The 22,729-nt window shown below is 64.7% G+C and carries 27 protein-coding genes; 15 read left to right on the top strand and 12 right to left on the bottom strand.

Translation table 11 applies throughout. The features are described from left to right. The first annotated feature begins 56 nt into the window (after positions 1–56). Both A9971_RS00655 and A9971_RS00650 read left to right on the top strand, forming a co-directional pair. Positions 57–941, top strand: coding sequence for a sugar nucleotide-binding protein (locus A9971_RS00655; protein ID WP_036995925.1), 885 nt, complete (start codon positions 57–59; stop codon positions 939–941). Continuing rightward, positions 934–1,863 (top strand): NAD-dependent epimerase/dehydratase family protein, encoded by a 930-nt coding sequence (locus A9971_RS00650; protein ID WP_011063749.1) that lies wholly within the window; start codon positions 934–936, stop codon positions 1,861–1,863. The genes A9971_RS00655 and A9971_RS00650 overlap by 8 nt, the downstream gene beginning before the upstream one ends. 59 nt (positions 1,864–1,922) lie before the next feature. Here the strand turns inward: A9971_RS00650 and A9971_RS00645 are convergent, their stop codons facing one another. The 5 genes from A9971_RS00645 to A9971_RS00625 all read right to left on the bottom strand — a co-directional run bounded on the left by A9971_RS00645 (position 1,923) and on the right by A9971_RS00625 (position 5,983). Then, the gene (locus A9971_RS00645) at positions 1,923–2,621 is read right to left on the bottom strand and encodes an OmpW family protein (protein ID WP_011063748.1); all 699 of its coding nucleotides are present in this window, start codon (positions 2,619–2,621) and stop codon (positions 1,923–1,925) included. A 167-nt stretch (positions 2,622–2,788) separates the two neighbouring features. Beyond that, positions 2,789–3,310, bottom strand: coding sequence for a DUF3299 domain-containing protein (locus A9971_RS00640; RefSeq protein WP_026019988.1), 522 nt, complete (start codon positions 3,308–3,310; stop codon positions 2,789–2,791). Positions 3,311–3,335: 25 nt separating this feature from the next. Next, positions 3,336–4,601 (bottom strand): ABC transporter permease, encoded by a 1,266-nt coding sequence (locus tag A9971_RS00635; RefSeq protein ID WP_015637208.1) that lies wholly within the window; start codon positions 4,599–4,601, stop codon positions 3,336–3,338. 1 nt (position 4,602) lies between these two features. Then, positions 4,603–5,313, bottom strand: coding sequence for an ABC transporter ATP-binding protein (locus A9971_RS00630; protein WP_019093216.1), 711 nt, complete (start codon positions 5,311–5,313; stop codon positions 4,603–4,605). A gap of 61 nt (positions 5,314–5,374) precedes the next feature. Beyond that, complete coding sequence (locus A9971_RS00625) at positions 5,375–5,983, bottom strand: DUF2796 domain-containing protein (RefSeq protein WP_011063744.1); 609 nt, start codon at positions 5,981–5,983, stop codon at positions 5,375–5,377. A gap of 134 nt (positions 5,984–6,117) precedes the next feature. Between A9971_RS00625 and A9971_RS00620 the strand changes: the two genes are divergently transcribed. Next, positions 6,118–6,459, top strand: a complete 342-nt coding sequence (locus tag A9971_RS00620; RefSeq protein WP_015637205.1) for a hypothetical protein — start codon at positions 6,118–6,120, stop codon at positions 6,457–6,459. Between the two features lie 83 nt (positions 6,460–6,542). On the opposite strand, the gene trxA is transcribed toward A9971_RS00620, so the two are convergent. The 3 genes from trxA to A9971_RS00605 all read right to left on the bottom strand — a co-directional run bounded on the left by trxA (position 6,543) and on the right by A9971_RS00605 (position 8,589). Further along, positions 6,543–7,415, bottom strand: coding sequence for a thioredoxin (trxA, locus tag A9971_RS00615; RefSeq protein WP_011063742.1), 873 nt, complete (start codon positions 7,413–7,415; stop codon positions 6,543–6,545). 62 nt (positions 7,416–7,477) lie between these two features. Then, positions 7,478–8,134: a methyltransferase gene (locus A9971_RS00610; protein ID WP_053154128.1), complete on the bottom strand. Its 657-nt coding sequence runs from the start codon at positions 8,132–8,134 to the stop codon at positions 7,478–7,480. Continuing rightward, positions 8,131–8,589, bottom strand: coding sequence for a hypothetical protein (locus tag A9971_RS00605; protein ID WP_011063740.1), 459 nt, complete (start codon positions 8,587–8,589; stop codon positions 8,131–8,133). Before A9971_RS00605 ends, A9971_RS00610 begins: the two co-directional genes overlap by 4 nt. Positions 8,590–8,718: 129 nt before the next feature. On the opposite strand from A9971_RS00605, the gene nrdR reads away from it, so the two are divergent. The 12 genes from nrdR to A9971_RS00545 all read left to right on the top strand — a co-directional run bounded on the left by nrdR (position 8,719) and on the right by A9971_RS00545 (position 17,393). Beyond that, the gene (nrdR, locus tag A9971_RS00600) at positions 8,719–9,183 is read left to right on the top strand and encodes a transcriptional regulator NrdR (RefSeq protein WP_019095943.1); all 465 of its coding nucleotides are present in this window, start codon (positions 8,719–8,721) and stop codon (positions 9,181–9,183) included. Further along, a complete protein-coding gene (gene ribD / locus A9971_RS00595; RefSeq protein ID WP_072444894.1) occupies positions 9,180–10,313 on the top strand; it encodes a bifunctional diaminohydroxyphosphoribosylaminopyrimidine deaminase/5-amino-6-(5-phosphoribosylamino)uracil reductase RibD in 1,134 nt (377 codons plus the stop codon). The genes nrdR and ribD overlap by 4 nt, the downstream gene beginning before the upstream one ends. Before the next feature lie 47 nt (positions 10,314–10,360). After that, entirely contained in the window at positions 10,361–11,023 is a 663-nt protein-coding gene (locus tag A9971_RS00590) for a riboflavin synthase (protein WP_011063737.1), read from the top strand. A 16-nt stretch (positions 11,024–11,039) separates the two neighbouring features. After that, positions 11,040–12,131, top strand: a complete 1,092-nt coding sequence (ribBA, locus tag A9971_RS00585) for a bifunctional 3,4-dihydroxy-2-butanone-4-phosphate synthase/GTP cyclohydrolase II (protein ID WP_011063736.1) — start codon at positions 11,040–11,042, stop codon at positions 12,129–12,131. Positions 12,132–12,222: 91 nt separating this feature from the next. Further along, positions 12,223–12,699, top strand: a complete 477-nt coding sequence (ribE, locus tag A9971_RS00580) for a 6,7-dimethyl-8-ribityllumazine synthase (RefSeq protein WP_011063735.1) — start codon at positions 12,223–12,225, stop codon at positions 12,697–12,699. Further along, positions 12,696–13,196 (top strand): transcription antitermination factor NusB, encoded by a 501-nt coding sequence (gene nusB / locus A9971_RS00575; protein ID WP_011063734.1) that lies wholly within the window; start codon positions 12,696–12,698, stop codon positions 13,194–13,196. The genes ribE and nusB overlap by 4 nt, the downstream gene beginning before the upstream one ends. A gap of 18 nt (positions 13,197–13,214) precedes the next feature. Next, on the top strand, positions 13,215–14,180 hold the full coding sequence (gene thiL, locus A9971_RS00570; RefSeq protein WP_011063733.1) for a thiamine-phosphate kinase: 966 nt from the start codon (positions 13,215–13,217) through the stop codon (positions 14,178–14,180). Further along, positions 14,177–14,680: a phosphatidylglycerophosphatase A gene (locus tag A9971_RS00565; RefSeq protein ID WP_011063732.1), complete on the top strand. Its 504-nt coding sequence runs from the start codon at positions 14,177–14,179 to the stop codon at positions 14,678–14,680. Before thiL ends, A9971_RS00565 begins: the two co-directional genes overlap by 4 nt. Before the next feature lie 10 nt (positions 14,681–14,690). Continuing rightward, entirely contained in the window at positions 14,691–15,434 is a 744-nt protein-coding gene (locus A9971_RS00560; RefSeq protein WP_161467296.1) for an ABC transporter substrate-binding protein, read from the top strand. A 128-nt stretch (positions 15,435–15,562) separates the two neighbouring features. Further along, positions 15,563–16,180, top strand: coding sequence for a GTP cyclohydrolase II (gene ribA / locus A9971_RS00555; RefSeq protein WP_011063730.1), 618 nt, complete (start codon positions 15,563–15,565; stop codon positions 16,178–16,180). Next, positions 16,177–16,596, top strand: a complete 420-nt coding sequence (locus A9971_RS00550) for a hypothetical protein (protein ID WP_011063729.1) — start codon at positions 16,177–16,179, stop codon at positions 16,594–16,596. Before ribA ends, A9971_RS00550 begins: the two co-directional genes overlap by 4 nt. Then, positions 16,596–17,393 (top strand): cobalamin-binding protein, encoded by a 798-nt coding sequence (locus A9971_RS00545; RefSeq protein ID WP_183001551.1) that lies wholly within the window; start codon positions 16,596–16,598, stop codon positions 17,391–17,393. Before A9971_RS00550 ends, A9971_RS00545 begins: the two co-directional genes overlap by 1 nt. A gap of 69 nt (positions 17,394–17,462) precedes the next feature. On the opposite strand, the gene A9971_RS00540 is transcribed toward A9971_RS00545, so the two are convergent. The 4 genes from A9971_RS00540 to A9971_RS00525 form a co-directional block, all read right to left on the bottom strand. Further along, positions 17,463–19,355: a TonB-dependent siderophore receptor gene (locus A9971_RS00540; protein WP_183001550.1), complete on the bottom strand. Its 1,893-nt coding sequence runs from the start codon at positions 19,353–19,355 to the stop codon at positions 17,463–17,465. 120 nt (positions 19,356–19,475) lie between these two features. Next, positions 19,476–21,377 carry a 1-deoxy-D-xylulose-5-phosphate synthase gene (gene dxs / locus A9971_RS00535; RefSeq protein WP_183001549.1) on the bottom strand — a complete coding sequence of 634 codons (1,902 nt, stop codon included), beginning with the start codon at positions 21,375–21,377 and terminating at the stop codon, positions 19,476–19,478. A 112-nt stretch (positions 21,378–21,489) separates the two neighbouring features. Next, complete coding sequence (ispA, locus tag A9971_RS00530) at positions 21,490–22,377, bottom strand: (2E,6E)-farnesyl diphosphate synthase (RefSeq protein ID WP_011063725.1); 888 nt, start codon at positions 22,375–22,377, stop codon at positions 21,490–21,492. Continuing rightward, complete coding sequence (locus A9971_RS00525) at positions 22,374–22,616, bottom strand: exodeoxyribonuclease VII small subunit (protein ID WP_011063724.1); 243 nt, start codon at positions 22,614–22,616, stop codon at positions 22,374–22,376. Before A9971_RS00525 ends, ispA begins: the two co-directional genes overlap by 4 nt. Positions 22,617–22,729: the final 113 nt, after the last annotated feature.

Here is a 22,729-nt window from a genome sequence, read left to right as displayed (position 1 = left end):
CCACGAGACTGGCCGACTCCAACCATCGTTCTGAACAGACTGGGCCTGCTGACTCTATGCGAATGCGCCTTATGTTACTGGGCGGCGGAAATGCCCTTGGGCAGGCGCTGATTCGCCTGGGTGCGGAGGAAGACATCGGTTTCCTCGCCCCCCGTCCGCCGCAAGACGGCTGGGATGCCGCGAGCCTTACGCAACTGCTCGACGACACCCGCCCGGATGCCTTGATCAACCTGGCTTACTACTTCGACTGGTTTCAGGCGGAGAGCGTGAGCGAGGCGCGCTTGAGCGGCCAGGAACGGGCGGTCGAGCGCCTGGCAGAGCTTTGCCAGCATCACAACATCATCCTCCTGCAACCTTCGAGCTACCGGGTGTTCGACGGCTCCCGGGCGACTGCCTACAGCGAAAAGGACGAGCCGGTGCCCCTGGGCCTGCGCGGCCAGGCTCTGTGGCGGATCGAGCAAAGCGTTCGCGCCACCTGCCCGCAGCACGTGCTGCTGCGTTTCGGCTGGCTGCTGGATGACAGCCCGGACGGTATTCTCGGGCGTTTCCTGGCCCGGGCCGAATCCCCGGACGAACTGTTGATGGCCGACGACCGGCGGGGTAATCCGACTCCGGTGGACGATGCCGCGCGGGTGATCATCTCGGTGCTCAAGCAGCTCGATTGCGCCGCGCCGCTTTGGGGCACCTACCACTATGCCGGCCAGGAAGCGACCACGCCCCTGGCCCTGGGGCAGGCGGTGCTGACCGAAGCCCGGCAATTGCACCCGCTGGCCATCGAGGCGCCGACCGCCCAGGCCCATGCCGCCAGCGCCGATGCCGCCGAGGAACCGCAGCACGCAGTACTGGCCTGCAAGAAAATCCTTCATACCTTCGGGATCAAGCCGCGCGCCTGGCGTGCCGCGCTCCCGGCTTTACTGGATAGGTTTTATCGTCATGGCTGAAGGCCTCGTATTGATCACCGGCGGTGCCGGTTTCATTGGCTCGCACCTGGCCGATGCCCTGCTCGCCAAGGGCTACGCGGTGCGGGTGCTGGACGACTTGTCCACCGGCAAACCGAGCAACCTGCCGCTGGCTGATCCGCGGGTCGAGCTGATCGAGGGCAATGTGGCCGATGCGTCGCTGGTCAGCCAGGCCATGCAAGGCTGCTGCGCTGTGGCGCACCTGGCAGCGGTGGCTTCGGTGCAGGCCTCGGTGGACGACCCGGTGCAGACCCACCAGAGCAATTTCATCGGTACCCTGAATGTCTGTGAGGCCATGCGTGAGCACGGCGTCAAGCGAGTGCTGTTCGCTTCCAGCGCCGCGGTGTATGGCAACAACGGGGAAGGCCAGTCCATCGACGAGGACACGGCCAAGGCGCCGCTGACCCCTTATGCCTCGGACAAGCTGGCCAGCGAGCACTACCTGGATTTCTACCGGCGCCAGCACGGGCTGGAACCGGCGATCTTTCGCTTCTTCAACATCTTCGGCCCGCGCCAGGATCCGTCTTCGCCCTATTCCGGGGTGATCAGCATCTTCAGCGAACGGGCCCAGCAAGGCTTGCCGATCACCGTGTTCGGCGATGGCGAGCAGACCCGGGATTTCGTCTACGTCGGCGATCTGGTTCAGGTGCTGGTGCAGGCCATCGAGGCGCCGCAGTTGGAAGTGGGAGCGGTCAACGTTGGCTTGAACCAGGCCACGACCCTCAAGCAGATGCTCGCGGCCCTGGCCGAGGTGGTGGGTGCCTTGCCACCCATCAGCTACGGCCCGGCTCGGGCGGGCGATATCCGCCATTCGCGGGCTGGCAACCAGCGCCTGCTGCAGCGCTTCAAGTTCCCCGAGCCGACCCCGATGAGCGTCGGCCTCGCCCGCCTGATGGGGCGCTGAGGGAAAACACGCACATGAAAAAGGCGCCTTGCAAGGCGCCTTTTTTATTGCTGGCGGGTTTAGAACTTGTAACCCAGGCCCACCATGTAGACCCATGGGTCGACGTCCACATTGACCTTGGCACGAGTGCCGGCGGCCAGGGCGTTGTTGTCCACGTAGGCGCGGGTATCGATGTCGATGTAGCGTGCCTGGGCGTTGATCATGATGTTGTCGGTCAGCATGTAGTCGGCACCGATCTGCCAGGCCAGGCCCCAGGAGTTCTTGGCGCGGAAGTTGTCGAAACCTTCGGACTGGGCGCGGCTGCCGACGTGCTCGTCGTAGATCCAGGTGTAGTTGATACCGGCACCGACGTAGGGTTGGAACACCGACTTGTGGTCCAGCGGGTAGTACACCACGCTCAGGGTCGGTGGCAGGTGCTTGAGAGTACCCAGCTTGCCGTTGGCCGGAGCCAGGGACGTGTTGCGGATCTTCACGTCGTGTTCGAACGGGGTGGCGGCCAGCAACTCGATACCGATGTTGTTGGTCAGCATGTAGGCGAAGTTCAAGCCCAGCTGAGTGTCGCTGTCCATGGTCGCCTTGCCGCCCAGGTTGGCGCCAGCCAGTGGGCCGCTGTCGACCTTGACGTCGGAGCTGTTGGCTTTGGGTTTGACGGTAATCGCACCGGCACGAACGATGATGTCACCAGCTTCGTGGGCGTTGGCAATCGGGGCGGCGAGTGCGAGCGCGATCAGGGAGGCGCTAAGCAGAGACTTGTGCATGGGAGCTCCAAAGGACGATTCAGATTGGCTATGTCCAATGGTAAGGATCGTCAAGTTGACCGCCTTGACTCAGCTCAATGAAATGGCAAACCCCGGTTGGCGGGGTGAACTATTCTTTTGCCCCGCACTCTTTTGACGTTCCCCGGGCGTCGCCCACCCGCACTCTTTTACTCCGGCAACTCGTAGACGTAGATCTTCTGCGCCGCCATCTGGTAGCCGGCATCCGCCAGCTCGCTGGTGGAGGGCTTGACCTGCATGTCGCCTTCGATCCAGTACGGCTGGTACAGCTCATCGAGTTTCACCCCGACTTCGCTGGTGACGTGGACGATCTGGTTCGACGGCGGTGGCGGTACGTGGATGCAGGCGCCGAAGTAGGGCACCAGCAGGAAGTCTGTGGTACGTCCTTCCTCGCTCACTTCCAGGGGCACGATGTAGCCGGGCAGGCGCACCGATTGGCCGTCGAGGCTCTTCACCACCGGGGCATTGGGCAGGTCCTGCTTGGCAGCGGGGGCCGATTCGGCGGACAGCGCATCGCTCATCTGCGACAGGTCGTGCAGCGGCTTCATGTTCGGCACTTCCGGCGGCGCGTCCGGCGGGATCATTTCCGACCAGGTCAGGTCTTTCGGAGCCCCCGCCGCCCACAGCGGTGAGCTGAACAGCAGCGACAGGGCAAGCAGAGAGCGCAGCAAGCGTTGGGTCTTCATAAACCAGGGCTCATAAACGAATCGACAGGCCATCGGCCAGGGATTGCCGGTAGGCGCGCCAGGCCGGCACGCTGCCCATCAGCAGCGCGGCGATCAGAATACCGCCCAGCAGCGTCCACTCATACTGGCTGGGCCAGGACAGTGGCAGGTACAGGCCGTAATTCGACTGCACGTAGCCCTGGGCCAGGGCGATGCCCAGGTACAGCAGGCCAAGCCCGGCCAGCACCCCGAACAGCGCCAGGGCGAAGGCTTCGAAGATCAGCAGGGTCGCAATGTGCCAGGGGCGCGCGCCCACCGAGCGCAGGATGGCCATCTCCCGCCGGCGTTCATTGAGGCTGGTGAGGATCGCCGTGAGCATGCCGATCAGGCCGGTCAGGACCACAAACAGCGACACCACGAACAAGGCTTTCTCGGCGGTGCCCATCAGGCTCCAGAGTTCCTGCAGGGCCACGCCGGGCAGGATCGCCAGCATCGGCTCGCCGCGGAATTCGTTGATCTCCCGTTGCAGGGCGAAGGTCGAGATCTTGCTGTTGAGGCCCAGCATGAAGGCGGTGATGGCCTGGGGCGTCAGGTCCATGTTGCGCGCCTGGTCGGCGCTGATGCGCCCCTCGCCACGGGCCGGCACGCCGTTGTGCCAGTCGATGTGGATCGCCTCCATGCCGCCCAGGCTGATGTGCAGGGTGCGGTCCACCGGAGTGCCGGTGCGCTTGAGGATGCCGACCACGGTGAAGGGCTTGTCGTCGTGCTTGACCAGGCTGATGGCCGCCACGCCATGGGCCAGTACCAGCTTGTCCCCCAGCTTGTAGTGCAAGGCATCGGCGACTTCGGCCCCCAGCACCACTTCGAAGGGGTCGCTGGCGAAGGCCCGGCCCACCGCCAGTTGCAGGTTCTGCTGGTGGCCGTACTGGTAGTGCTGGAAGTAGGCGTCGGTGGTGCCCATCACCCGGTAGCCGCGGTGGGAGTCGCCCAGGGAAATCGGGATCGCCCACTTCACCTTGGGGTTGCTGGCGAAGTGCTCGAAGCTGTCCCAGCGGATGTTGTTGGTGGCGTTGCCGATGCGGAATACCGAGTACAGCAGCAGGTTCACCGAACCGGAACGGGCGCCGACGATCAGGTCGGTGCCGCTGATGGTGCTGGCGAAACTGGCCCGGGCTTCGGTGCGCACCCGCTCCACCGCCAGCAGCAGGCAGACCGAGAGGGCAATGGCGAAGGCCGTGAGGATCGCGGTGAAGCGACGGTTAGCCAGGCTGGCCATGGCTAGACGGAACAGATACATCTCAGACCTCTGCAGGCTTGGCGGCGCGATTGAGTTCGGCCAGCGACAGGTTGCGATCGAACAGCGCTGCCAGGCTCTGGTCGTGGCTGACGAACAGCAGGCTGGCCCCGGCTTCACGGCATTCGGCGAACAGCAATTGGAGGAAGGCTTCCCGGGCGTCGTGGTCCAGCGCCGAAGTCGGTTCGTCGGCAATCACCAGTTCCGGCTGGCCGATCAGCGCCCGGGCCGCAGCGACCCGCTGCTGCTGGCCGATGGATAGCGAATCGGCGCGGCGGCCGAGCAGCTCCGGGTCCTTCAGCCCCAGGTGGGCCAGCAGGGTGGCTGCGGCCTGGTCGACGCTGCCATGGCGCTGTGCGGCGCGGCCGGCCCGTAGCTTGGAGAAGTGGCAGGGCAGCTCGACGTTCTCGCGTACCGAGAGAAACGGCAGCAGGTTGAACTGCTGGAAGATGTAGCCGGTGTGATCGACGCGAAAGCGGTCGCGGGCGCCGGCCGAAAGCTCGGTCAGCTCCTGGCCCAGCAGGCGAATGCTGCCCTGGTTGGGTTTCTGCACGCCGCCCAGCAGGCCCAGTAGGGTGGTCTTGCCGCTGCCGCTGGGGCCCTTGAGGAACAGGGTTTCGCCGACTTCCAGGCGAAAGTCCGGGATGTCCAGTAACGGTGGATGACCGGGCCAGTTGAAGCCCAGGTTGGACAGTTCGATAAGTGCTTGGGTCATGTCGGGTCGATCATCGGATGAGTGTTGTAGCCGCCGAAGGCAGCGGCTACAGGGGTGGCGCTCAGAACTTCAGGGTTGCCGCCGTGGCGCTGGCTTCGACGCCCTGCTGGCCATTCGGCGAAATGAGTTGTACCTGAATTTTCTGGGTGGCGGGGAAGGTCTTGAAGACCTGCCCCAGATCGAGGGTCTTCAGGGCATCCGGCTTGGCGCAGGTGAACTGGTAGTGGGCGTGGATCTCGCTGTGCTCATGGTGATGCTCGTGGCCAGCGGTGTCCTTGGCATCTTCGTCGTGGTCGTCGTCATCGTGATCATCGGCATCGGGCTTGTCGCCGAACAACGGGCTCTCCAGCTCCTGCTTGGCCACCACGCACGCCGCCGCCTTGGGCAGGCTGAACAGTACCAGCGGCTGTTCCAGCTGGGTGCGGGCGGCAGCCACCTTGGCCTTGTCGGCGTCGGTGCTCGGAGCGTGTTCGAAGCCCACCAGGTTCATTGCCGGGCTCTCCAGCTCCAGTTCCAGGGTCTGGCCGTCGAGCACTGCGTTCAAACGGCCGACTCCATGTTCGTGGGCGCCGAGGCTGCCATGTTCATGCTCGTGATCATGGGCTTGCGCGGCCTGGGCGGCGGCCAGTGGCAACAGGGCGAACGGCAGGGCGAGTAGCAGACGGCGCATAGCAAGTCTCCGGAGCGAAGATGAAATAAATGTTATGTGATCTTATAACAATCGGCTGCTGAGTTTGACCGTCCGCTTGGCGTTGCGCAAGACGCGTGGGAGCATGCTCGTCAGAAAAACTCAGGAGCACAGCAATGTTGCGGATTCGTGGAAGCATCGGCGACTGGCCGGTGGATTTGACCCTGGAACTGGACGAAGGCGACTGGGCGCAACTGGGTGCGCAGTTGCAGGCGGCCAAGCCCGAGAGCGTCGCGGTGGCGGCGAAGCCGGCCAGCCAGGACGATGCCCTGTGGCAGACCACCAAGGAGTTGCTGCGCAAGGCCGGGCAGCTCAGCGGGCCGGAGTTGCTGGAGCAACTGGAAGGGCTGGCCGGTAGCGCTGCGGCAGGCAAGCGCTTGTTGGTGCGCTTGCGCCACTGCGCCGAGGTCAAGGTGGTGAGCGGCGCCGATACGCCGATCTACAGCTGGGTGCAATGACCCTGCAGGAGCCCGCTTGCTGGCGAACGCGTTCGGCCTGTCAGAACGCTTTCGCTGGCAAGCCAGCTCCTGCACCAGCCGGCTCAGTACAGGGCGGCGAACAGCTTGCGGCGGTAGGCGGTCACCAGCGGGTGGTCGTTGCCCAGCAGGTCGAAGACTTGCAGCAGGGTCTTGTGGGCGATGCCTTCGTTGTAGCTGCGGTTGCGCATGAACAGCTTGAGCAGGGCTTCGAGCGCCGCTTCATATTGCTGGCGCGCCAGTTGCTGGATCGCCAGTTGGTACAGCGCTTCATCGTCCTGCGGGTCCTTGGCCAGGCGCGCCTTGAGCTCGGCGGCGTCCGGCAGGTCCGCGGCCTGCTTGAGGAAGGTGATCTGCGCCTTGGCTCCGGCCAGGGCCGCCTTGTGCTCATCGCTCTTGACCGCGTCGAGCACGGTCTGGGCTTCACCCAGCTCGCCACGCTCGGCCAGGCAGCGGGCGTAGAGGATCAGCGCCTTGGCGTTGCTGTTGTCTTCGCCCAGCAGCACCTTGAGCAGGGCCTCGGCATCGCCGATACGACCTTCGGCAAACAGGGCTTCGGCCTGTTCCAGCGGATCGGCGGCCGGCGGTGGCGGCATCTGCACATGGGGTTCGAGCATGGCCCGCACCGCGGATTCCGGTTGCGCACCGGCAAAGCCGTCTACGGGCTGGCCGTCCTTGAACAGCACCACGGTGGGCAGGCTGCGGATGCCAAAGCGGGCGACGATGTCCTGCTCGATGTCGCAGTTGACCTTGGCCAGCAGCAGTTCGCCCTGATAGCTCTCGGCAATTTGCTGCAGCATCGGCATCAGCGCCTTGCAGGGCGCACACCACTCGGCCCAGAAGTCCACCAGGACCGGCTTGTGAAAGGAGTTCTCGATCACCGACTGGTCGAAATCAGCGGTGCGGGCGTCGAAGATGTAGGGCGTTTCCTGACTCATGGGGTATCTCGAATAAGCGGGAATGGAACCACTATAAAGGCTGGCCGGGAGGCTGAAAATCGCTATCGCCGCTGTGCGTGATAGAGGCTCACGTTGCGAAATTCCCAGGGTTCGGCCAGGTCGGGCAGGGTGAGGGCATTGAGCATTTCCAGGCGCTGATAGAGCGGGTGCTGGAAGTCCCGTACGCGGGAATCCGCCACCAGGGCCTGGCGGCCACGGCTGAGGAACTGGTCCAACAGCGGCAGGTTGGCCCGGTCGTAGAGCACGTCCGCCACCAGGATCAGGTCGAAGCGGTCGGCCTCGGCGAAGAAATCCATGGAATAGCTCAGCTCGACGCCATTGAGTCGGGCATTCGCCCGGCAGGCGGCAATGGCCAGCGGGTCAAGGTCACAGGCCACCACTTCCCGGGCCCCGGCCTTGGCCGCGGCAATCGCCGCCACGCCGGAACCGGCACCGAAATCCAGCACCCGCTTGCCCGCGACCCAATGCGGCTGCTCGGCCAGGTAGCGCGCCAGGGCCAGGCCGCTGGCCCAGCAGAAGCTCCAGTAGGGCGGCTCGTGGAGGATGCGCCGGGTTTCTTCCGGGGTGAAGGCGCGGTCCATGTTGTCGGCGTCGATCAGCCAGAGTTTCAGCGTGGTATCGGGCAGCTCGCAGGCTACCAGTCGCGCGTCCCCCAGCAGTTCGCTGAGGGCAGCTTGCAGGTCGAGCGGGACATTCATGGGGCTTTGACAAATTGCAGTTGGCCCAGGGCCTGGCTGGTGGGTTGGTCGATGCGTTGGGCCGGCAGGTGCAGGATCAATTGGCCGGACTGGCTGGCGCGGCCGCGCAGTTCGACCCGGGCGCCGGCCGGAAAGGCTTCGGTGGCAAAGCGCAGGCGGAACGGCAGGGCCTGGCTGGTGCCGCTCAGGTTGCTGCTGGCCAGCAGGCGTTGCGGACGGCCGCGCTCATCGATCACCAGCAGGGCCAGCTCGACGTCGGCGCCGGCCGGTACGCCCTCGAGGGTGCCACTCAACTCGCGCTGGTAGGCCGGCAAGGGGCCTGGATCGGCCGGTTCCTGATTTTTTTTCACCGCCTGCTGCTGTGAAGTGGAGGGGGCCGCGGTTTTTGGCGCATCGCTGCTGCAAGCGACCAACAGGCTGACAAGACTGAGCAGAACGAGCGGTCTGAGCGGCATCTGAAGCTCCAACAAGGCGAATTTCCGTGTGCGAAACATAATAGTCGGTCTGTATACCGTAAAGGCTATGGCTTGTCTTGCCAGTGGGATGCGCTACCATGGCCCTCCCTTTTTTTGTTGCCTGCCACCATGCACTGTCCCTTCTGCGGTGCCAACGACACCAAGGTCATCGACTCGCGTCTGGTCGCCGAGGGCGAACAGGTGCGCCGCCGGCGTGAATGCCTCGCCTGTGGTGAACGTTTCACCACCTTCGAAACCGCCGAACTGGTGATGCCGCGCCTGATCAAGACTGACGGCAGCCGTCAGCCCTTCGACGAAGAAAAACTGCGCGCCGGTATGCAGCGCGCCCTGGAAAAACGCCCGGTGAGTGTCGAGCGTCTGGAGGCGGCGCTGGTGCACATCAAGCACAAGCTGCGCGCCACCGGCGAGCGCGAGGTCAAGTCGCTGGTCGTGGGTGAGCTGGTGATGACCGAGCTGCAAAAACTCGATGAAGTCGCCTACATCCGCTTCGCCTCGGTCTATCGCCGTTTCCAGGACCTCAACGAATTCCGCGAAGAGATCGACCGTCTCGCCCGTGAGCCGGCCAAGCAATGAGCCAGCCTGCCGAGCAAGCGGTCCTCGACGCCCACTACATGGCCCGTGCTCTGGAACTGGCGCGCAAGGGTCGCTACTCCACCCATCCCAACCCACGTGTCGGCTGCGTCATCGTGCGCGACGGCCAGGTAGTGGGCGAGGGCTGGCACGTGCGGGCCGGCGAGCCCCATGCCGAGGTGCATGCCCTGCGCGCGGCCGGTGAACTGGCCCGTGGCGCCACCGCCTATGTGACCCTCGAACCCTGCAGCCATCACGGGCGTACGCCGCCCTGCGCCGACGCCCTGGTGAATGCCGGTGTGGCACGGGTGGTCGCGGCCATGCAGGACCCCAACCCGGAAGTGGCCGGCCGTGGCTTGCAGCGCCTGGCCCAGGCCGGCATCGACACCCATGGCGGTGTGCTGGAAGGCGAGGCGCGGGCGATCAATAAAGGCTTTCTGAAACGCATGGAGCACGGCTTGCCTTATGTGCGGGTCAAGCTGGCCATGAGCCTGGATGGCCGCACCGCCATGGCCAGTGGCGAGAGCCAGTGGATCACTGGCCCTGCGGCGCGCTCTGCAGTGCAGCGCCTGCGGGCCGAGTCCAGCGTGGTACTGACCGGCGCCGACACAGTGCTGGCGGACGACGCGCGGCTGACCGTGCGCGCCGCCGAACTGGGCCTGGATGCCGAGCAGACCGCCCTGGCCATGAGCCGGCCGCCGTTGCGGGTGCTGATCGACGGCCGCCTGCGGGTGCCTCTGGATGCGCCATTCTTCAAGGCCGGCCCAGCGTTGGTTGCCACTTGTGCGGCGGTGGAAGAGCAATACGCCAACGGCCCGGAATGCCTGATTGTTCCCGGCCCCGATGGCCAGGTGGATCTGCGTCGCCTGCTGTTGGAGCTGGCGGCCCGTGGGGTCAACGAAGTGCTGGTGGAAGCCGGCCCACGCCTAGCCGGGGCCTTTGCCCAGCAGGGCCTGGTGGACGAGTACCAGATATTCGTCGCCGGCAAGTTCCTCGGTTCCTCTGCGCGGCCGTTGCTGGACTGGCCGCTGGCGCAGATGAGCCAGGCGCCATTGCTGAAGATCATAGAAATGCGTGCGGTGGGCGATGACTGGCGAGTCACTGCCATCCCGGCCCCGCCAGCGAGCGTATAATTCCCGACTTTCGCCTACCCGGCGGCCCTGTTCTCGAGGAGGACTCCATGTTCACCGGCATCATCGAATCCATCGGCAGCATTCGCGCATTGACCCCAAAAGGCGGAGATGTGCGGGTCTATGTAGAAACCGGCAAGCTTGATCTGGCCGACGTCAAACTGGGCGACAGCATCGCGGTGAACGGCGTCTGCCTGACCGCTGTTGAACTGCCTGGCGATGGTTTCTGGGCCGATGTCAGCCGTGAAACCCTGGACTGCACCGCTTTTCATCAGTTGAAGGCCGGCAGCCGGGTGAACCTGGAGAAAGCCCTGACCCCGACCACCCGCCTGGGCGGTCACCTGGTCAGTGGCCATGTCGACGGCGTCGGTGAAGTGGTGGCGCGGGAAGAAAATGCCCGGGCCATCCAGTTCCGCATCCGCGCACCGAAAGAGCTGGCCAAGTACATCGCCCATAAAGGCTCGATCACCGTCGACGGCACCAGCCTGACGGTCAACGCGGTCAATGGCGCCGAGTTCGAGCTGACCATCGTTCCCCACACCCTGGCGGAAACCATCATGGCCGACTACCGGCCGGGTCGGCAGGTCAACCTTGAGGTGGACCTGCTGGCGCGCTACCTGGAGCGCCTGCTGCTGGGCGACAAGGCGGCCGAGGCCACGGGCGGCACCATTACCGAAAGTTTTCTGGCCGCTAACGGCTATCTCAAATCCTGACTCAAGGGGGTGCCGAGTGGCGCTCAACAGCATCGAAGAACTGGTTGAAGACATCCGCCAAGGCAAGATGGTCATCCTCATGGATGACGAAGACCGCGAGAACGAAGGCGACCTGATCATGGCCGCCGAGTGCTGCAAGGCCGAACACATCAACTTCATGGCCAAGCACGCCCGCGGCCTGATCTGCATGCCCATGAGCCGCGAGCGCTGCGAGCTGCTCAAGCTGCCGCTGATGGCGCCGCGCAACGGTTCGGGGTTTGGCACCAAGTTCACCGTCTCCATCGAGGCCACCGAAGGCGTGACCACCGGCATCTCCGCCGCTGACCGCGCCCGTACCGTGCAGGCCGCCGCTGCCAAGGACGCCAAGGCCGAGGACATCGTCAGCCCGGGCCACATCTTCCCGCTGATGGCCCAGCCCGGCGGCACCCTGGCCCGCGCTGGCCACACCGAGGCCGCCTGCGACCTGGCGCGCATGGCCGGTTTCGAGCCCAGCGGGGTGATCTGCGAAGTGATGAACGACGACGGCACCATGTCCCGTCGCACCGAACTGGAAGCCTTCGCCGCCGAGCACAACATCAAGATCGGCACCATTGCCGACCTGATCCACTACCGGATGATCCACGAACGTACCGTTCAGCGGATTGCCGAGCAGCCGCTGGATAGCGAACTGGGCCAGTTCAACCTGGTGACCTATCGTGATTCCGTGGAAGGCGACGTGCACATGGCCCTGACCCTGGGCGAGATCTGCGCTGAAGAGCCGACCCTGGTACGGGTGCACAACATGGATCCGCTGCGCGACCTGCTGATGGTCAAGCAACCGGGCCGCTGGAGCCTGCGGGCGGCCATGGCCACGGTGGCCGAGGCCGGCAGTGGCGTGGTGCTGTTGCTCGGGCACCCGCTGGATGGCGACGTGCTGCTGGCACATATCCGTGAAACCGCGGAGCACCAGCCGGCGAAGAAGCCCACCACCTACAGCATCGTCGGTGCCGGTTCGCAGATCCTGCGCGACCTGGGCGTACGCAAAATGCGCCTGATGAGTGCGCCGATGAAGTTTAATGCGATATCCGGTTTCGACCTGGAAGTTGTAGAATACGTGCCCTCCGAATAAAAGCCGCCTGTTTCCGGCAGCCTATTCGCGGTTCAAATATCACTGAAGAGCGTGTACTAGACACGCTCTGGCTCTTTAAGAGATTTGTCGAATGACCCTGAAGACCATCGAAGGTACCTTCATCGCCCCTAAAGGCCGCTATGCCCTGGTGGTCGGCCGTTTCAACAGCTTCGTCGTCGAAAGCCTGGTCAGCGGCGCGGTTGACGCCCTGGTTCGCCACGGCGTGAGCGAAAGCGACATCACCATCATCCGTGCTCCTGGCGCCTTCGAAATTCCGTTGGTTGCACAGAAAGTGGCACAAAAGGGTGAGTTCGCGGCAATCGTCGCCCTGGGCGCGGTCATTCGTGGCGGTACTCCGCACTTCGAATACGTGGCTGGCGAGTGCACCAAGGGCCTGGCCCAGGTGTCCATGGAGTTCGGCGTGCCAGTGGCCTTCGGCGTGCTGACCGTTGACTCGATCGAACAAGCCATCGAGCGTTCCGGCACCAAGGCCGGCAACAAAGGTGCTGAAGCTGCCCTGTCCGCCCTGGAAATGGTCAGCCTGCTGGCGCAGTTGGAGGCCAAGTGATTAGCGACGATAGCGATCGTTTCAACCCGCGCGATCCCAAGCCTGCCAATGCCGGCAAGCCATCCAAGAGCGCCAAGCGTCGCGAAGCCCGTCAGCTCGCGACCCAGGCGCTGTATCAATGGCACATGGCCAAGCATTCGCTGAACGAGATCGAAGCGCAGTTCCGGGTCGACAACGATTTCACTGACATCGATGGCGCCTACTTCCGTGAAATCCTGCACGGGGTTCCGGCCAACAAGAACGAGATCGACACCGCGCTCGTGCCTTGCCTGGACCTGGCCATCGATGAGCTGGACCCTGTGGAGCTGGCGGTTCTGCGCCTGTCCACCTGGGAACTGCTCAAGCGCGTCGACGTGCCGTACCGCGTTGTGATCAACGAAGGTATCGAACTGGCCAAGGTCTTCGGTTCCACCGATGGCCACAAGTTCGTCAATGGCGTACTCGACAAGCTGGCCCCACGCCTGCGCGAAGCTGAAGTGAAGGCGTTCAAGCGCTGAACCGCGCTTGCAGCTGCCATGGGCGAGTTTGAGCTGATCCGTAACTTCTTCGCTGCCGCGCCTTGTGCGCAGGGCGGCGAGGGTGTTGCCCTGGGGATCGGCGACGACTGCGCCTTGCTGGCAGTTGCCCCTGGCGAGCAGTTGGCGATTTCCACCGACACCCTGGTGGCCGGTGTGCATTTCGCCGATCCCTGCGAGCCCTTTCTTCTTGGCCAACGCTCCCTGGCGGTGGCTGTCAGCGACCTGGCCGCCATGGGCGCCACGCCACTGGCCTTTACCCTTGCCCTGACCCTGCCGACGGTAAGCACCGATTGGCTGCAGGCCTATGCCCAAGGCTTGAATGCCATGGCGCAGAACTGCGGGGTGCGCCTGATCGGTGGCGATACCACCCGCGGCCCCTTGACCCTGACCCTGACGGTATTCGGCCGGGTACCTGCCGGCCTGGCCCTGACCCGCAGCGGTGCTCGGGCAGGCGATCTGCTGTGCGTCGGCGGTGACCTGGGCAACGCCGCCGGCGCCTTGCCGCTGGTTCTGGGCCAGCGCAGCGCCGAGCCGGCGCTGGCTGAGCCACTGCTGGCCCATTACTGGTCGCCGCAACCGCAACTGGCCCTGGGCCAGGCGCTGCGGGGCAAGGCCACAGCGGCGCTGGACATCTCCGATGGCTTGCTGGCCGACTGCGGCCATATCGCCACGGCCTCGGCGGTTGGTTTGCAGGTCGAGGTCGAGAAGCTGCCGCTGTCGCCGGCGCTGCTGGGCTTTCTCGGCCAGCAGGGCGCTCGCGCCGCGGCCCTGAGTGGCGGTGACGACTACGTCCTGGCCTTCACCCTGCCACCGGCCGAACTGGCGCCGCTACTGACGGCCGGCTGGCCAGTGCGGGTGGTCGGGCGAGTGGTGGCCGGGCAGGGGGTGACCCTGCTGGATGCCGATGGGCAGGACATCACCCCCGGCACCCGGGGTTATCAACACTTTCCGGAGACACAGTGACAGATCATCCCAAACAGGTCCCGGCGGAGTTCGTACCGCCGTCGGTGTGGCGCAACCCCTGGCATTTCCTGGCCTTCGGCTTTGGTTCCGGCACCTTGCCCAAGGCGCCGGGCACCTGGGGTTCGCTGGTTGCGCTACCCTTTATCCCGCTGTGGCAGATGTTGCCGGACTGGGGCTACTGGCTGATGCTCGGCATCACCATGCTGTTCGGCTTCTGGCTGTGCGGCAAGGTGGCCGACGATCTGCGGGTGCATGACCACGAAGGCATCGTCTGGGATGAAATGGTCGGCATGTGGATCACCCTGTGGCTGGTGCCCGAAGGCTGGTACTGGCTGCTGGCAGGTTTCCTGATGTTCCGCTTCTTCGACATTCTCAAGCCCTGGCCGATTCGCTGGATCGACCGGCATGTGCATGGCGGCGTCGGCATCATGCTCGACGACGTCCTCGCCGGGGTGTTTGCCTGGCTGGCGATGCAAGGGCTGGTGTGGTGCTTCAGCTGAGGAAATAGGCATGGGTGTGTGCCGCGCGCTGCTGGTATTGCTGGTTGCCTTGAGCTGTTGCAGCGTCCGGGCCGCGGAGCCGCAGGCGCAGCCCAGGCACATTCGCATCGCCAGCGAGGTCTGGAGCGATTACACCGAAGCCAACGGCGAGGGGCTGGGCTGGGACATCCTGCGCGAAGTCTTCGAGCCGCAGGGTGTGACCATCGAACGTTGCAGCGTGCCCTATACCCGTTCGGTCGGGCTGGTACAGCGCGGCGAAGTGGACGCCCACATGGGTGCCTACCGTGATGAGTCGCCGGGTGTGCTTTACCCCCACTGGAACTACGACACCGATCACATCTACGCCCTGGGACTGGCCAGCAACCCCGAGTTGAGCCTGGCGACTATCGCCAGTTACCGACTGGTCTGGGTGCGCGGCTACAAGTACCAGGACTACCTGCCCAATATCCGTCGCTACAACGAGATCCGCCGGCGCATCGGCATCCTGCCGATGCTGCTGTACAGCCGCGCCGACTATTACATCGATGCCCAGACCGAGATCGACTACGTGCTGGGGCAGGCCTCCGATCCGAGCCAGTTCAAGCGTACCCATCTGACCGAGCTGCCGCTGTACCTGGGGTTCGCCAGCAACCCGCGCGGGCGGGAAATGCGCGAACTGTACGACCAGCGCATGGCACAGCTGGTGAGCACCGGGCGTTTGCGGCCGATCTTCGAGCGCTGGAAACAGCCTTATCCCTTTGACGGGAGCCCTTAGCCGGCGGTGCGTTGATCAAACTTATCGATCTTTATCTCCGATAATTCAGCCTAAGCGTCCAGTGGAGGCTGCTGTTACAATGCCGCCTCTGCGAATCTCCAGTCCTCATACAGATCAGGAGCACAACAGTGCCCGTCGTTTTTGTTGCTGCTTGCAAGCTGCCTACGCCTTTTGCGCAATTCACCATGCATGGTTTTCTCGATGAAGCTACCGGCCGCGAGCATGTGGTGCTCAGCCTGGGCGATATCGCCGACGGCGCTCCGGTTCTCGGCCGCCTGCACTCCGAGTGCCTGACCGGCGATGCACTGTTCAGCCAGCGTTGCGACTGCGGCTCGCAACTGGAAGCCGCCCTGCAGGCCATTGCCCGCGAAGGTCGTGGGGTGTTGCTGTACTTGCGCCAGGAAGGCCGGGGTATCGGCCTCTTGAACAAGATCCGCGCCTACGAACTGCAGGACGGTGGCGCCGACACCGTGGAGGCCAACGAACGCCTGGGCTTTGCCGCCGACCAGCGCGACTACGCCATGTGCCTGCCGATGCTGGAGCACCTGGGGGTCAAGTCCCTGCGCCTGATGACCAACAACCCGCGCAAGGTCAAGGCCTTGACCGAGATGGGGATCCAGGTCGCCGAGCGCGTACCGCTGCACACCGGCCATAACCCGCACAACAAACTCTACCTGGCGACCAAGGCCAGCAAGCTCGACCACATGATGGGCAACGAGCATCAGGGCGAGGTCGACCGCGCGTGACCCGGGGCCAAGTCAAGCGGCGCCTGACCGTCAGTTGGTGGCAATACCTGGCCCTGGGCCTGTTGCCGTTGTTCGTGATCAACGCGCTGTTCGGCCAGGGCGAGCCCATCCTGCCGGTGCTGGCGATGCCGTTCTTCATTGCCGGGGTGGCATCGATGTTCGTCAGCCTGCGCTTCTTCGGCGGCTACAAGCACGCCCTGATCGCCACCCAGAAAGCCCTGGACACTCCCGAGGAACCGGCGGCCTGGATCAACCTTGCGGCCAGCCGGCGGGTGGCGTTCCTGGCGGCGTCGCTGCCGGCCTGGATCGGTACCCTGGCGGTGTTCGTCGGCCTGGAAGCGGTGCCGCTGATGCTTCTGGCGGTGTCCACGGCGGTGCTGTTCTACCTCTATCGCATTCCGCGTCAACTGGGCTGATGCTTCGCTGGCTGGCGGTCCTGTGCCTGCTGGCCAGTGTTTCGGCGCTGGCGGCGCAGCGGGTGGTGAGTCTTGCGCCATCGCTCTCGGAAATCGTTGTAGAGCTAGGCGCCGCCGAGCTGCTGGTGGGCGTGCTGGATGCCGGTGAACGGCCCGCGCCGCTCAAGGACCTGCCTTCGGTGGGGCGCTACGGCCAGCTGGATATCGAGCGCCTGCTGAGCCTCAAACCTGATTTGCTGTTGCTCTGGCCGGGCAGTGTCGGCCCGGCCCAGCGCGATCAGCTGGCGCGCCTGGGGATTCCCACCCTGGTTGCCGAACCCCATGACTTCCCGCAACTGACCGCGCAGATTGCCGAGATCGGCGAGCGCCTGGGTCGCCCGACGGCCGGCCGCGAGCTGGCCGCCGAGTTGAACGGGCAACTGGCTGCATTGCGCGTCCGCTATCACCGCGAACCGGCGTTGCCGGTGTTCTATCAGGTCTGGGACCAGCCGCTGTACACCGTGGGCGGTGGGCAGATCATCAGCGACGCCTTGAGCGTCTGCGGCGCGCGCAACGTGTTTGCCGACCAGCACCTGCCGGCGCCCCAGGTCAGTATCGAATCGGTGTTGCAGCGCAATCCGCAGGCGATCCTGGCCACCGCCCAGGGGCAGCTGGATGCCTGGAAGGCCTGGCCGCAGATCGCGGCGGTGCAGCAGGGGCGGTTGCTGCTGGTAAGGGACAAGGGCCTGGAGCGGCCCAGCGGGCAGATGATTGCCGCGACGGCCAGGCTCTGTGCCTTGATCGCACCTGAGCGCTGAGCCCCTTCGCCGGCAGACCTTGCCCTCGGGGGCCTGTAGGAGCCGGCTTGTCGGCGAAGGCGGCGGACCTTACAGCTCAGGTGTCCAGGTCACGCCGAGCATCCAGGTACGGCCTTCGCTGCGGTAGCCATGGTTGTTGCCGTTGTACTCGTAGAGCGCGCGGCTATAGGACTTGTCGAAGATGTTGTCGAGTTTCAGGTCCAGCTTCACTTCCTGATTGATCGCCCAACTGCTTCGCAGTCCGAGCAGGCCGTAGCCGCCAATCGGGACCTGCTTTTTCGTGCTCAAGTCCTCACGGCTCTTGCTCACCAGTTGCCAGCTGGCACCTAGCGCCAATTGGTCGAACTGCCGGTCTAGATCCAGATTCAAGGTGCGGCGGGCACGGCGCGGCAGTTGATGGCCATCCTTGCGATTGCGCGGATCAATGATCGCGGTGCCGATGCTGGTCTGCCAGCCGAACAGTTCCTGTTTCAGGGCCGCTTCGAAACCGTTGATTCTCGCTGCGCCAACGTTTTCCGGGCGTTGGGCTATGCGGTCATAAATGATTGCGTCCTTGATATCGGTGCGGAAGATCGAGGTCTCCAGGCGAGTGCTTTGCGTCAGTTGGTTACGCCACTGCAATTCATAGCTCTTGGAGTGTTCCGGCTTGAGGTCGGGGTTGCTGAAGCCGGGGTAATACAGGTCGCTGAAGTTGGGCGCTCGGAAACCTTCGCTATAGGAGAGCAGCAAGTCATTGTCCGGGTTGAGCGGCAGGGTAAAGGTGCCGCTCCAGGTGTTCTGGCTGCCATATTGCTGGTTCTGGTCGCGGCGCAGACCCAGCTCGGTGGAGAAACTGTCACCGCGAAAGCGGTGCTGAATGAAGGCTGCCCGGTTCCAGCGGCTGTCTTCGGCAAATCGCGTCGGGCTGGTATTGAGCCGGTCTTCGTACCAGTCAGCGCCGAGGATCAGGCTGTTGTGTTCGTCCAGGCGCAGATCGTTCTGCCAGTTCAGCGAGTCCCGGTAGGTATTGAATACGTTTCGTTCGTCACTGAGTTTGTCGCGCTTGAGGTCGCGGTTCTCGCTATGCCCCAGCTCTACTCGCGACGTCCAGTAATCATTGATGTGCGCATCGAGATAGCCGCTGACGCTGCTGACACTGAAATCGGTGTAAGGATCCTGGGCGAAGACGTCGTAGCTTGAGTCGTAGCGCCCGAAGGGGTTGTCATAGCGCGTGCGACCACGGTTATCCAGCAGGTTGAGGCCTACCTCCAGGTCATCGTTCAGCGCATGGCTGAGGGTGAAGCTCAACGACTTGTTGCGGTAACCATCATGGTCGGCATCGCTGGGGAACGATTCGTGGGTCCAGTCGATCCCGGCGGTTTCATCCAGGTTGGCGCCGAGGCTGAAGCGTGTCTGTTGATCTCCACCGGACAGTCCCAGGCTGCGCTCCCAGGTCTGGTTGCTGCCAGCGGCGACGCGCATGCGCCCATGGAGCCCTGAGTCCGCTCCGCGCCGGGTGAAGATCTGGATCACCCCGCCAATGGCGTCGCTGCCATAGATCACTGAGCGCGAGCCACGCAGTACTTCCACCCTTTCTATCTGCTCGATACTGATGAACTGCAGGTTACTGTCGCCGCTCGATGAGCTGCTGATGCGCTGGCCGTCCACCAGCACCAGGCTCTGGGCCGAGTTGGTGCCGCGGATGAAGATATTCGGCAGGTTGCCGCGCCCGCCGCCCTGGGCTACCTGCACCCCCGGCACCCGCTGCAGCAGGTCGGTGAGGCTGCCGGGTTGCAGGCGGTCGATGTCTTCCCGGGTGAATACGGTGTTGGCGGCGCTGCTGTCGTTGCGTGCTTCCACCTGGCGGTTGGCGCTGATCAGCATCTCCGGCAGTTTCAGGGCCTGATCGCGGTCGGGGGTGTCGGCAAAGAGTTCGGCGCAAGGCAAAAGGCAAAGCGGCAGGGCCAGGCGAGAGAGTTTCATGGCTATTCCGTTGGCGCGGCTCGGCCTTCGCCGCAGAGTGGGAGAGGCTGCACAGTGAAGGCCAAAAAGCGACGCCCGCATGGCGGGCGTGCAACAGCGGCTACAGCTGGCCGTTGTGGATCAAGCCAGGCCCAGCAGCGCCAGGCGCTGGCGCACCGAGGCCTCGATGCCGGCTTCGTCGAGGCCGCACTCGGCGAGCATCTGCGCCGGTTTGGCGTGCTCGACGTAGGCGTCTGGCAAGCCCAGGTGGAGGATCGGCTTGAGGATGTTTTCCCGTGCCAGGTATTCGCTGACCGCACCGCCGGCGCCACCCATGATGGCGTTTTCCTCGATGGTCACCAGCAGTTCGTGGCTGCTGGCGATCTCGCGTACCAGGGCTTCATCCAGTGGCTTGACGAAGCGCATGTCGACCACCGTGGCGTCGAGCTTCTCGGCCACTTGCAGGGCTTCGGCCAGTTGCACGCCGAACACCAGCAAGGCCACTTGCCTGCCCTGGCGGCGGATCACGCCCTTGCCGATCTCGATCGGTTCCAGGCTCTTGTCGATCGGCGCGTTGGGGCCGGTGCCGCGCGGGTAGCGCACGGCCGCAGGGCCGTTGTACAGGTGCCCGGTGCTGAGCATCTTGCGCAGCTCGTTCTCGTCGCTTGGGGTCATCACCAGCATGCCGGGGATGCAGCGCAGGTAGGAGAGGTCGAAGCTGCCGGCGTGGGTCGGGCCGTCTTCGCCCACCAGGCCGGCGCGGTCGATGGCGAACAGCACGTCGAGGTTCTGTACCGCCACATCGTGGATCAACTGGTCATAGCCGCGCTGGAGGAAGGTCGAATAGATCGCCACCACCGGCTTGGCGCCCTCGCAGGCCATGCCGGCCGCCAGGGTCACGGCGTGCTGCTCGGCAATTGCCACGTCGAAGTAGCGCAGCGGGAAACGCTCGCTGAAGGCCACCAGGTCCGAACCTTCCTTCATCGCCGGGGTGATGCCCACCAGGCGCGGGTCGGCGGCGGCCATGTCGCACAGCCATTCGCCGAACACACCGGAGTACTTCGGCCCGCCGGCCTTTTTCGGCGTGGCCGCCGGGGCGTCCAGGGGTTCCAGCTTGGTGATGGCGTGGTAGCCGATCGGGTCGACTTCCGCCGGGGCGAAGCCCTTGCCCTTCTTGGTCACCACATGCAGGAACTGCGGGCCCTTGAGGTCGCGCATGTTGCGCAGGGTGGCGATCAGGGTCGGCAGGTCATGGCCGTCGATGGGGCCGATGTAGTTCCAGCCCAGTTCTTCGAACAGGGTGCCGGGGACCAGCATGCCCTTGGCGTATTCTTCGGTGCGGCGAGCGATTTCCCAGGCCCCGGGCAGGCGCGACAGCACTTTCTTGCTGCCTTCGCGCATGCTGGCGTAGGTACGGCTGGAGAGAATCTTGGCCAGGTAGTTGGACAGCCCGCCGACATTGCGCGAGATCGACATGTCGTTGTCGTTGAGGATCACCAGCATGTTGGCGTCCACCTCCGGTGCGTGGTTCAGGGCCTCGAAGGCCATGCCCGCGGTCAGGGCGCCGTCGCCGATCACGGCGATGGCCTTGCGCTCGCTGTTCTGCAGGCGGGCGGCGATGGCCATGCCCAGGGCAGCGCTGATGGAGGTACTGGAGTGGCCGACGCCGAAGGTGTCGTACTCGCTCTCGGAGCGCCGCGGGAAGGCGGCCAGGCCGTCTTTCTGGCGCAGGCTGGCCATCTGCTCACGGCGCCCGGTGAGGATCTTGTGCGGATACGCCTGGTGACCCACGTCCCACACCAGCCGGTCGTCCGGGGTGTCGAACACGTAATGCAACGCGATGGTCAGCTCGATGACTCCGAGGCCGGCACCGAAGTGCCCGCCGGTCTGGCCGACCGTGTAGAGCAATTCCAGGCGCAACTCATCGGCCAGGGTTTCCAGCTCGGCTTCGCCTAACCGGCGCAGGCCGTCCGGCGTCTGGGCGCAGTCGAGCAGCGGCGTGGTCGGGCGTTTGCGGGGAATCTCATGAAACGTCGTGGGCATCAGGCGAATCGTTATAGGTATAGAAAGAGGCGGCAGTTTACCTTATGCATCGCAAGCTGCCCACGCAGAGCGCCGAACTTGGCCGATATGCGGTCCTGCTACGGACCGCCGATCAGCTGCGGCGTTCGACGATATAGCGCGCCAGCTCGCGCAGCGGCTCGGCCGCTGCGTCAAACGGACGCAGGGCATGCAGCGCCTGGTCGCGCAGTTCCAGGGCGTACTCCTTGGCCGCGGCCAGGCCCAGCAAGGCCGGGTAGGTCGGCTTGTCCCGGGCGATATCGGCGCCCTGGCGCTTGCCCAGGGTGGCGGTATCGCTTTCGACATCGAGAATGTCGTCCTGCACCTGGAACGCCAGGCCAATGGCCTGAGCGTAGGTTTGCAGGGCCTTGAGCTCGCCCTTTTCGGCCCGGCCGCTGGCCAGGGCGCCAAGGATCACGCTGGCTTCGATCAGTGCCCCGGTCTTGTGCCGATGCATGTATTCCAGGGCCTGCTGGTCCAGCTTGAGCCCCACGGAGCCGAGGTCGATGGCCTGGCCGCCGACCATGCCCGCCGGGCCCGCGGCCTGGGCCAGGGTGGTGACCATGCGCAGGCGGATCTCGGCGCTGGCGTCGCTCAGGGCCGGGTCCAGCAGGGCGCTGAAGGCCAGGCTCTGCAGGCCGTCGCCGGCGAGGATCGCGCAGGCTTCATCGAAAGCCTTGTGGGTAGTGGGCTGGCCGCGGCGCAGGTCGTCATCGTCCATGGCCGGCAGGTCGTCGTGCACCAGGGAATAGGCGTGGATCAGCTCCACCGCGCAGGCGGCGCCGTTGGCTTGCTCGGGCTTGCCGCCCAGGGCCTCGCAGGCGGCATAGGCCAGCAGCGGGCGCACGCGCTTGCCGCCATTCATCACGCTGTAGCGCATGGCTTCATAGAGGCGGGCAAGTTCGGGGCTAGGGGCGGTGAACAGGGTGTGCATTGCAGCGTCGACGCGGGCCTGGCTGGAGGCCTGATAGGCGGTAATCATTCCGGCTGTTCCGCATCGAAGGGCTGTTCCGCCAGTTCGCCATCGCGCTCCAGGAGGATCTGCACCTTCTGCTCGGCCTGGGCCAGGGCCGCCTGGCAATCGCGGGTCAGGCCGATGCCTTGCTCGAAGGCGGTCAACGAGTCTTCCAGCGACAGCTCGCCGTTCTCCAGACGCTCGACCAGGGTTTGCAGGTCGGCGAGGGATTGTTCGAAATCTAAGGCAGCTTTTTTGCGGGCCATGGCGGCTATCCCGGTTGACGTTAAACCGGCGCGACACTAGCAGACAGCGGGGTTTCGGGCAAATGAGAAGCGCCCGCTGGCGGGCTTCGGACGGGGGGGCGTTGGGGTAGGGG

Origin of the sequence: Pseudomonas sp. UME65 (genome assembly GCF_014170225.1) — a bacterium.
GTDB lineage: Bacteria > Pseudomonadota > Gammaproteobacteria > Pseudomonadales > Pseudomonadaceae > Aquipseudomonas > Aquipseudomonas protegens.
The sequence above is the reverse complement of the archived record's forward strand: the minus strand, read 5'-3'. Positions and strand labels throughout refer to the sequence as shown.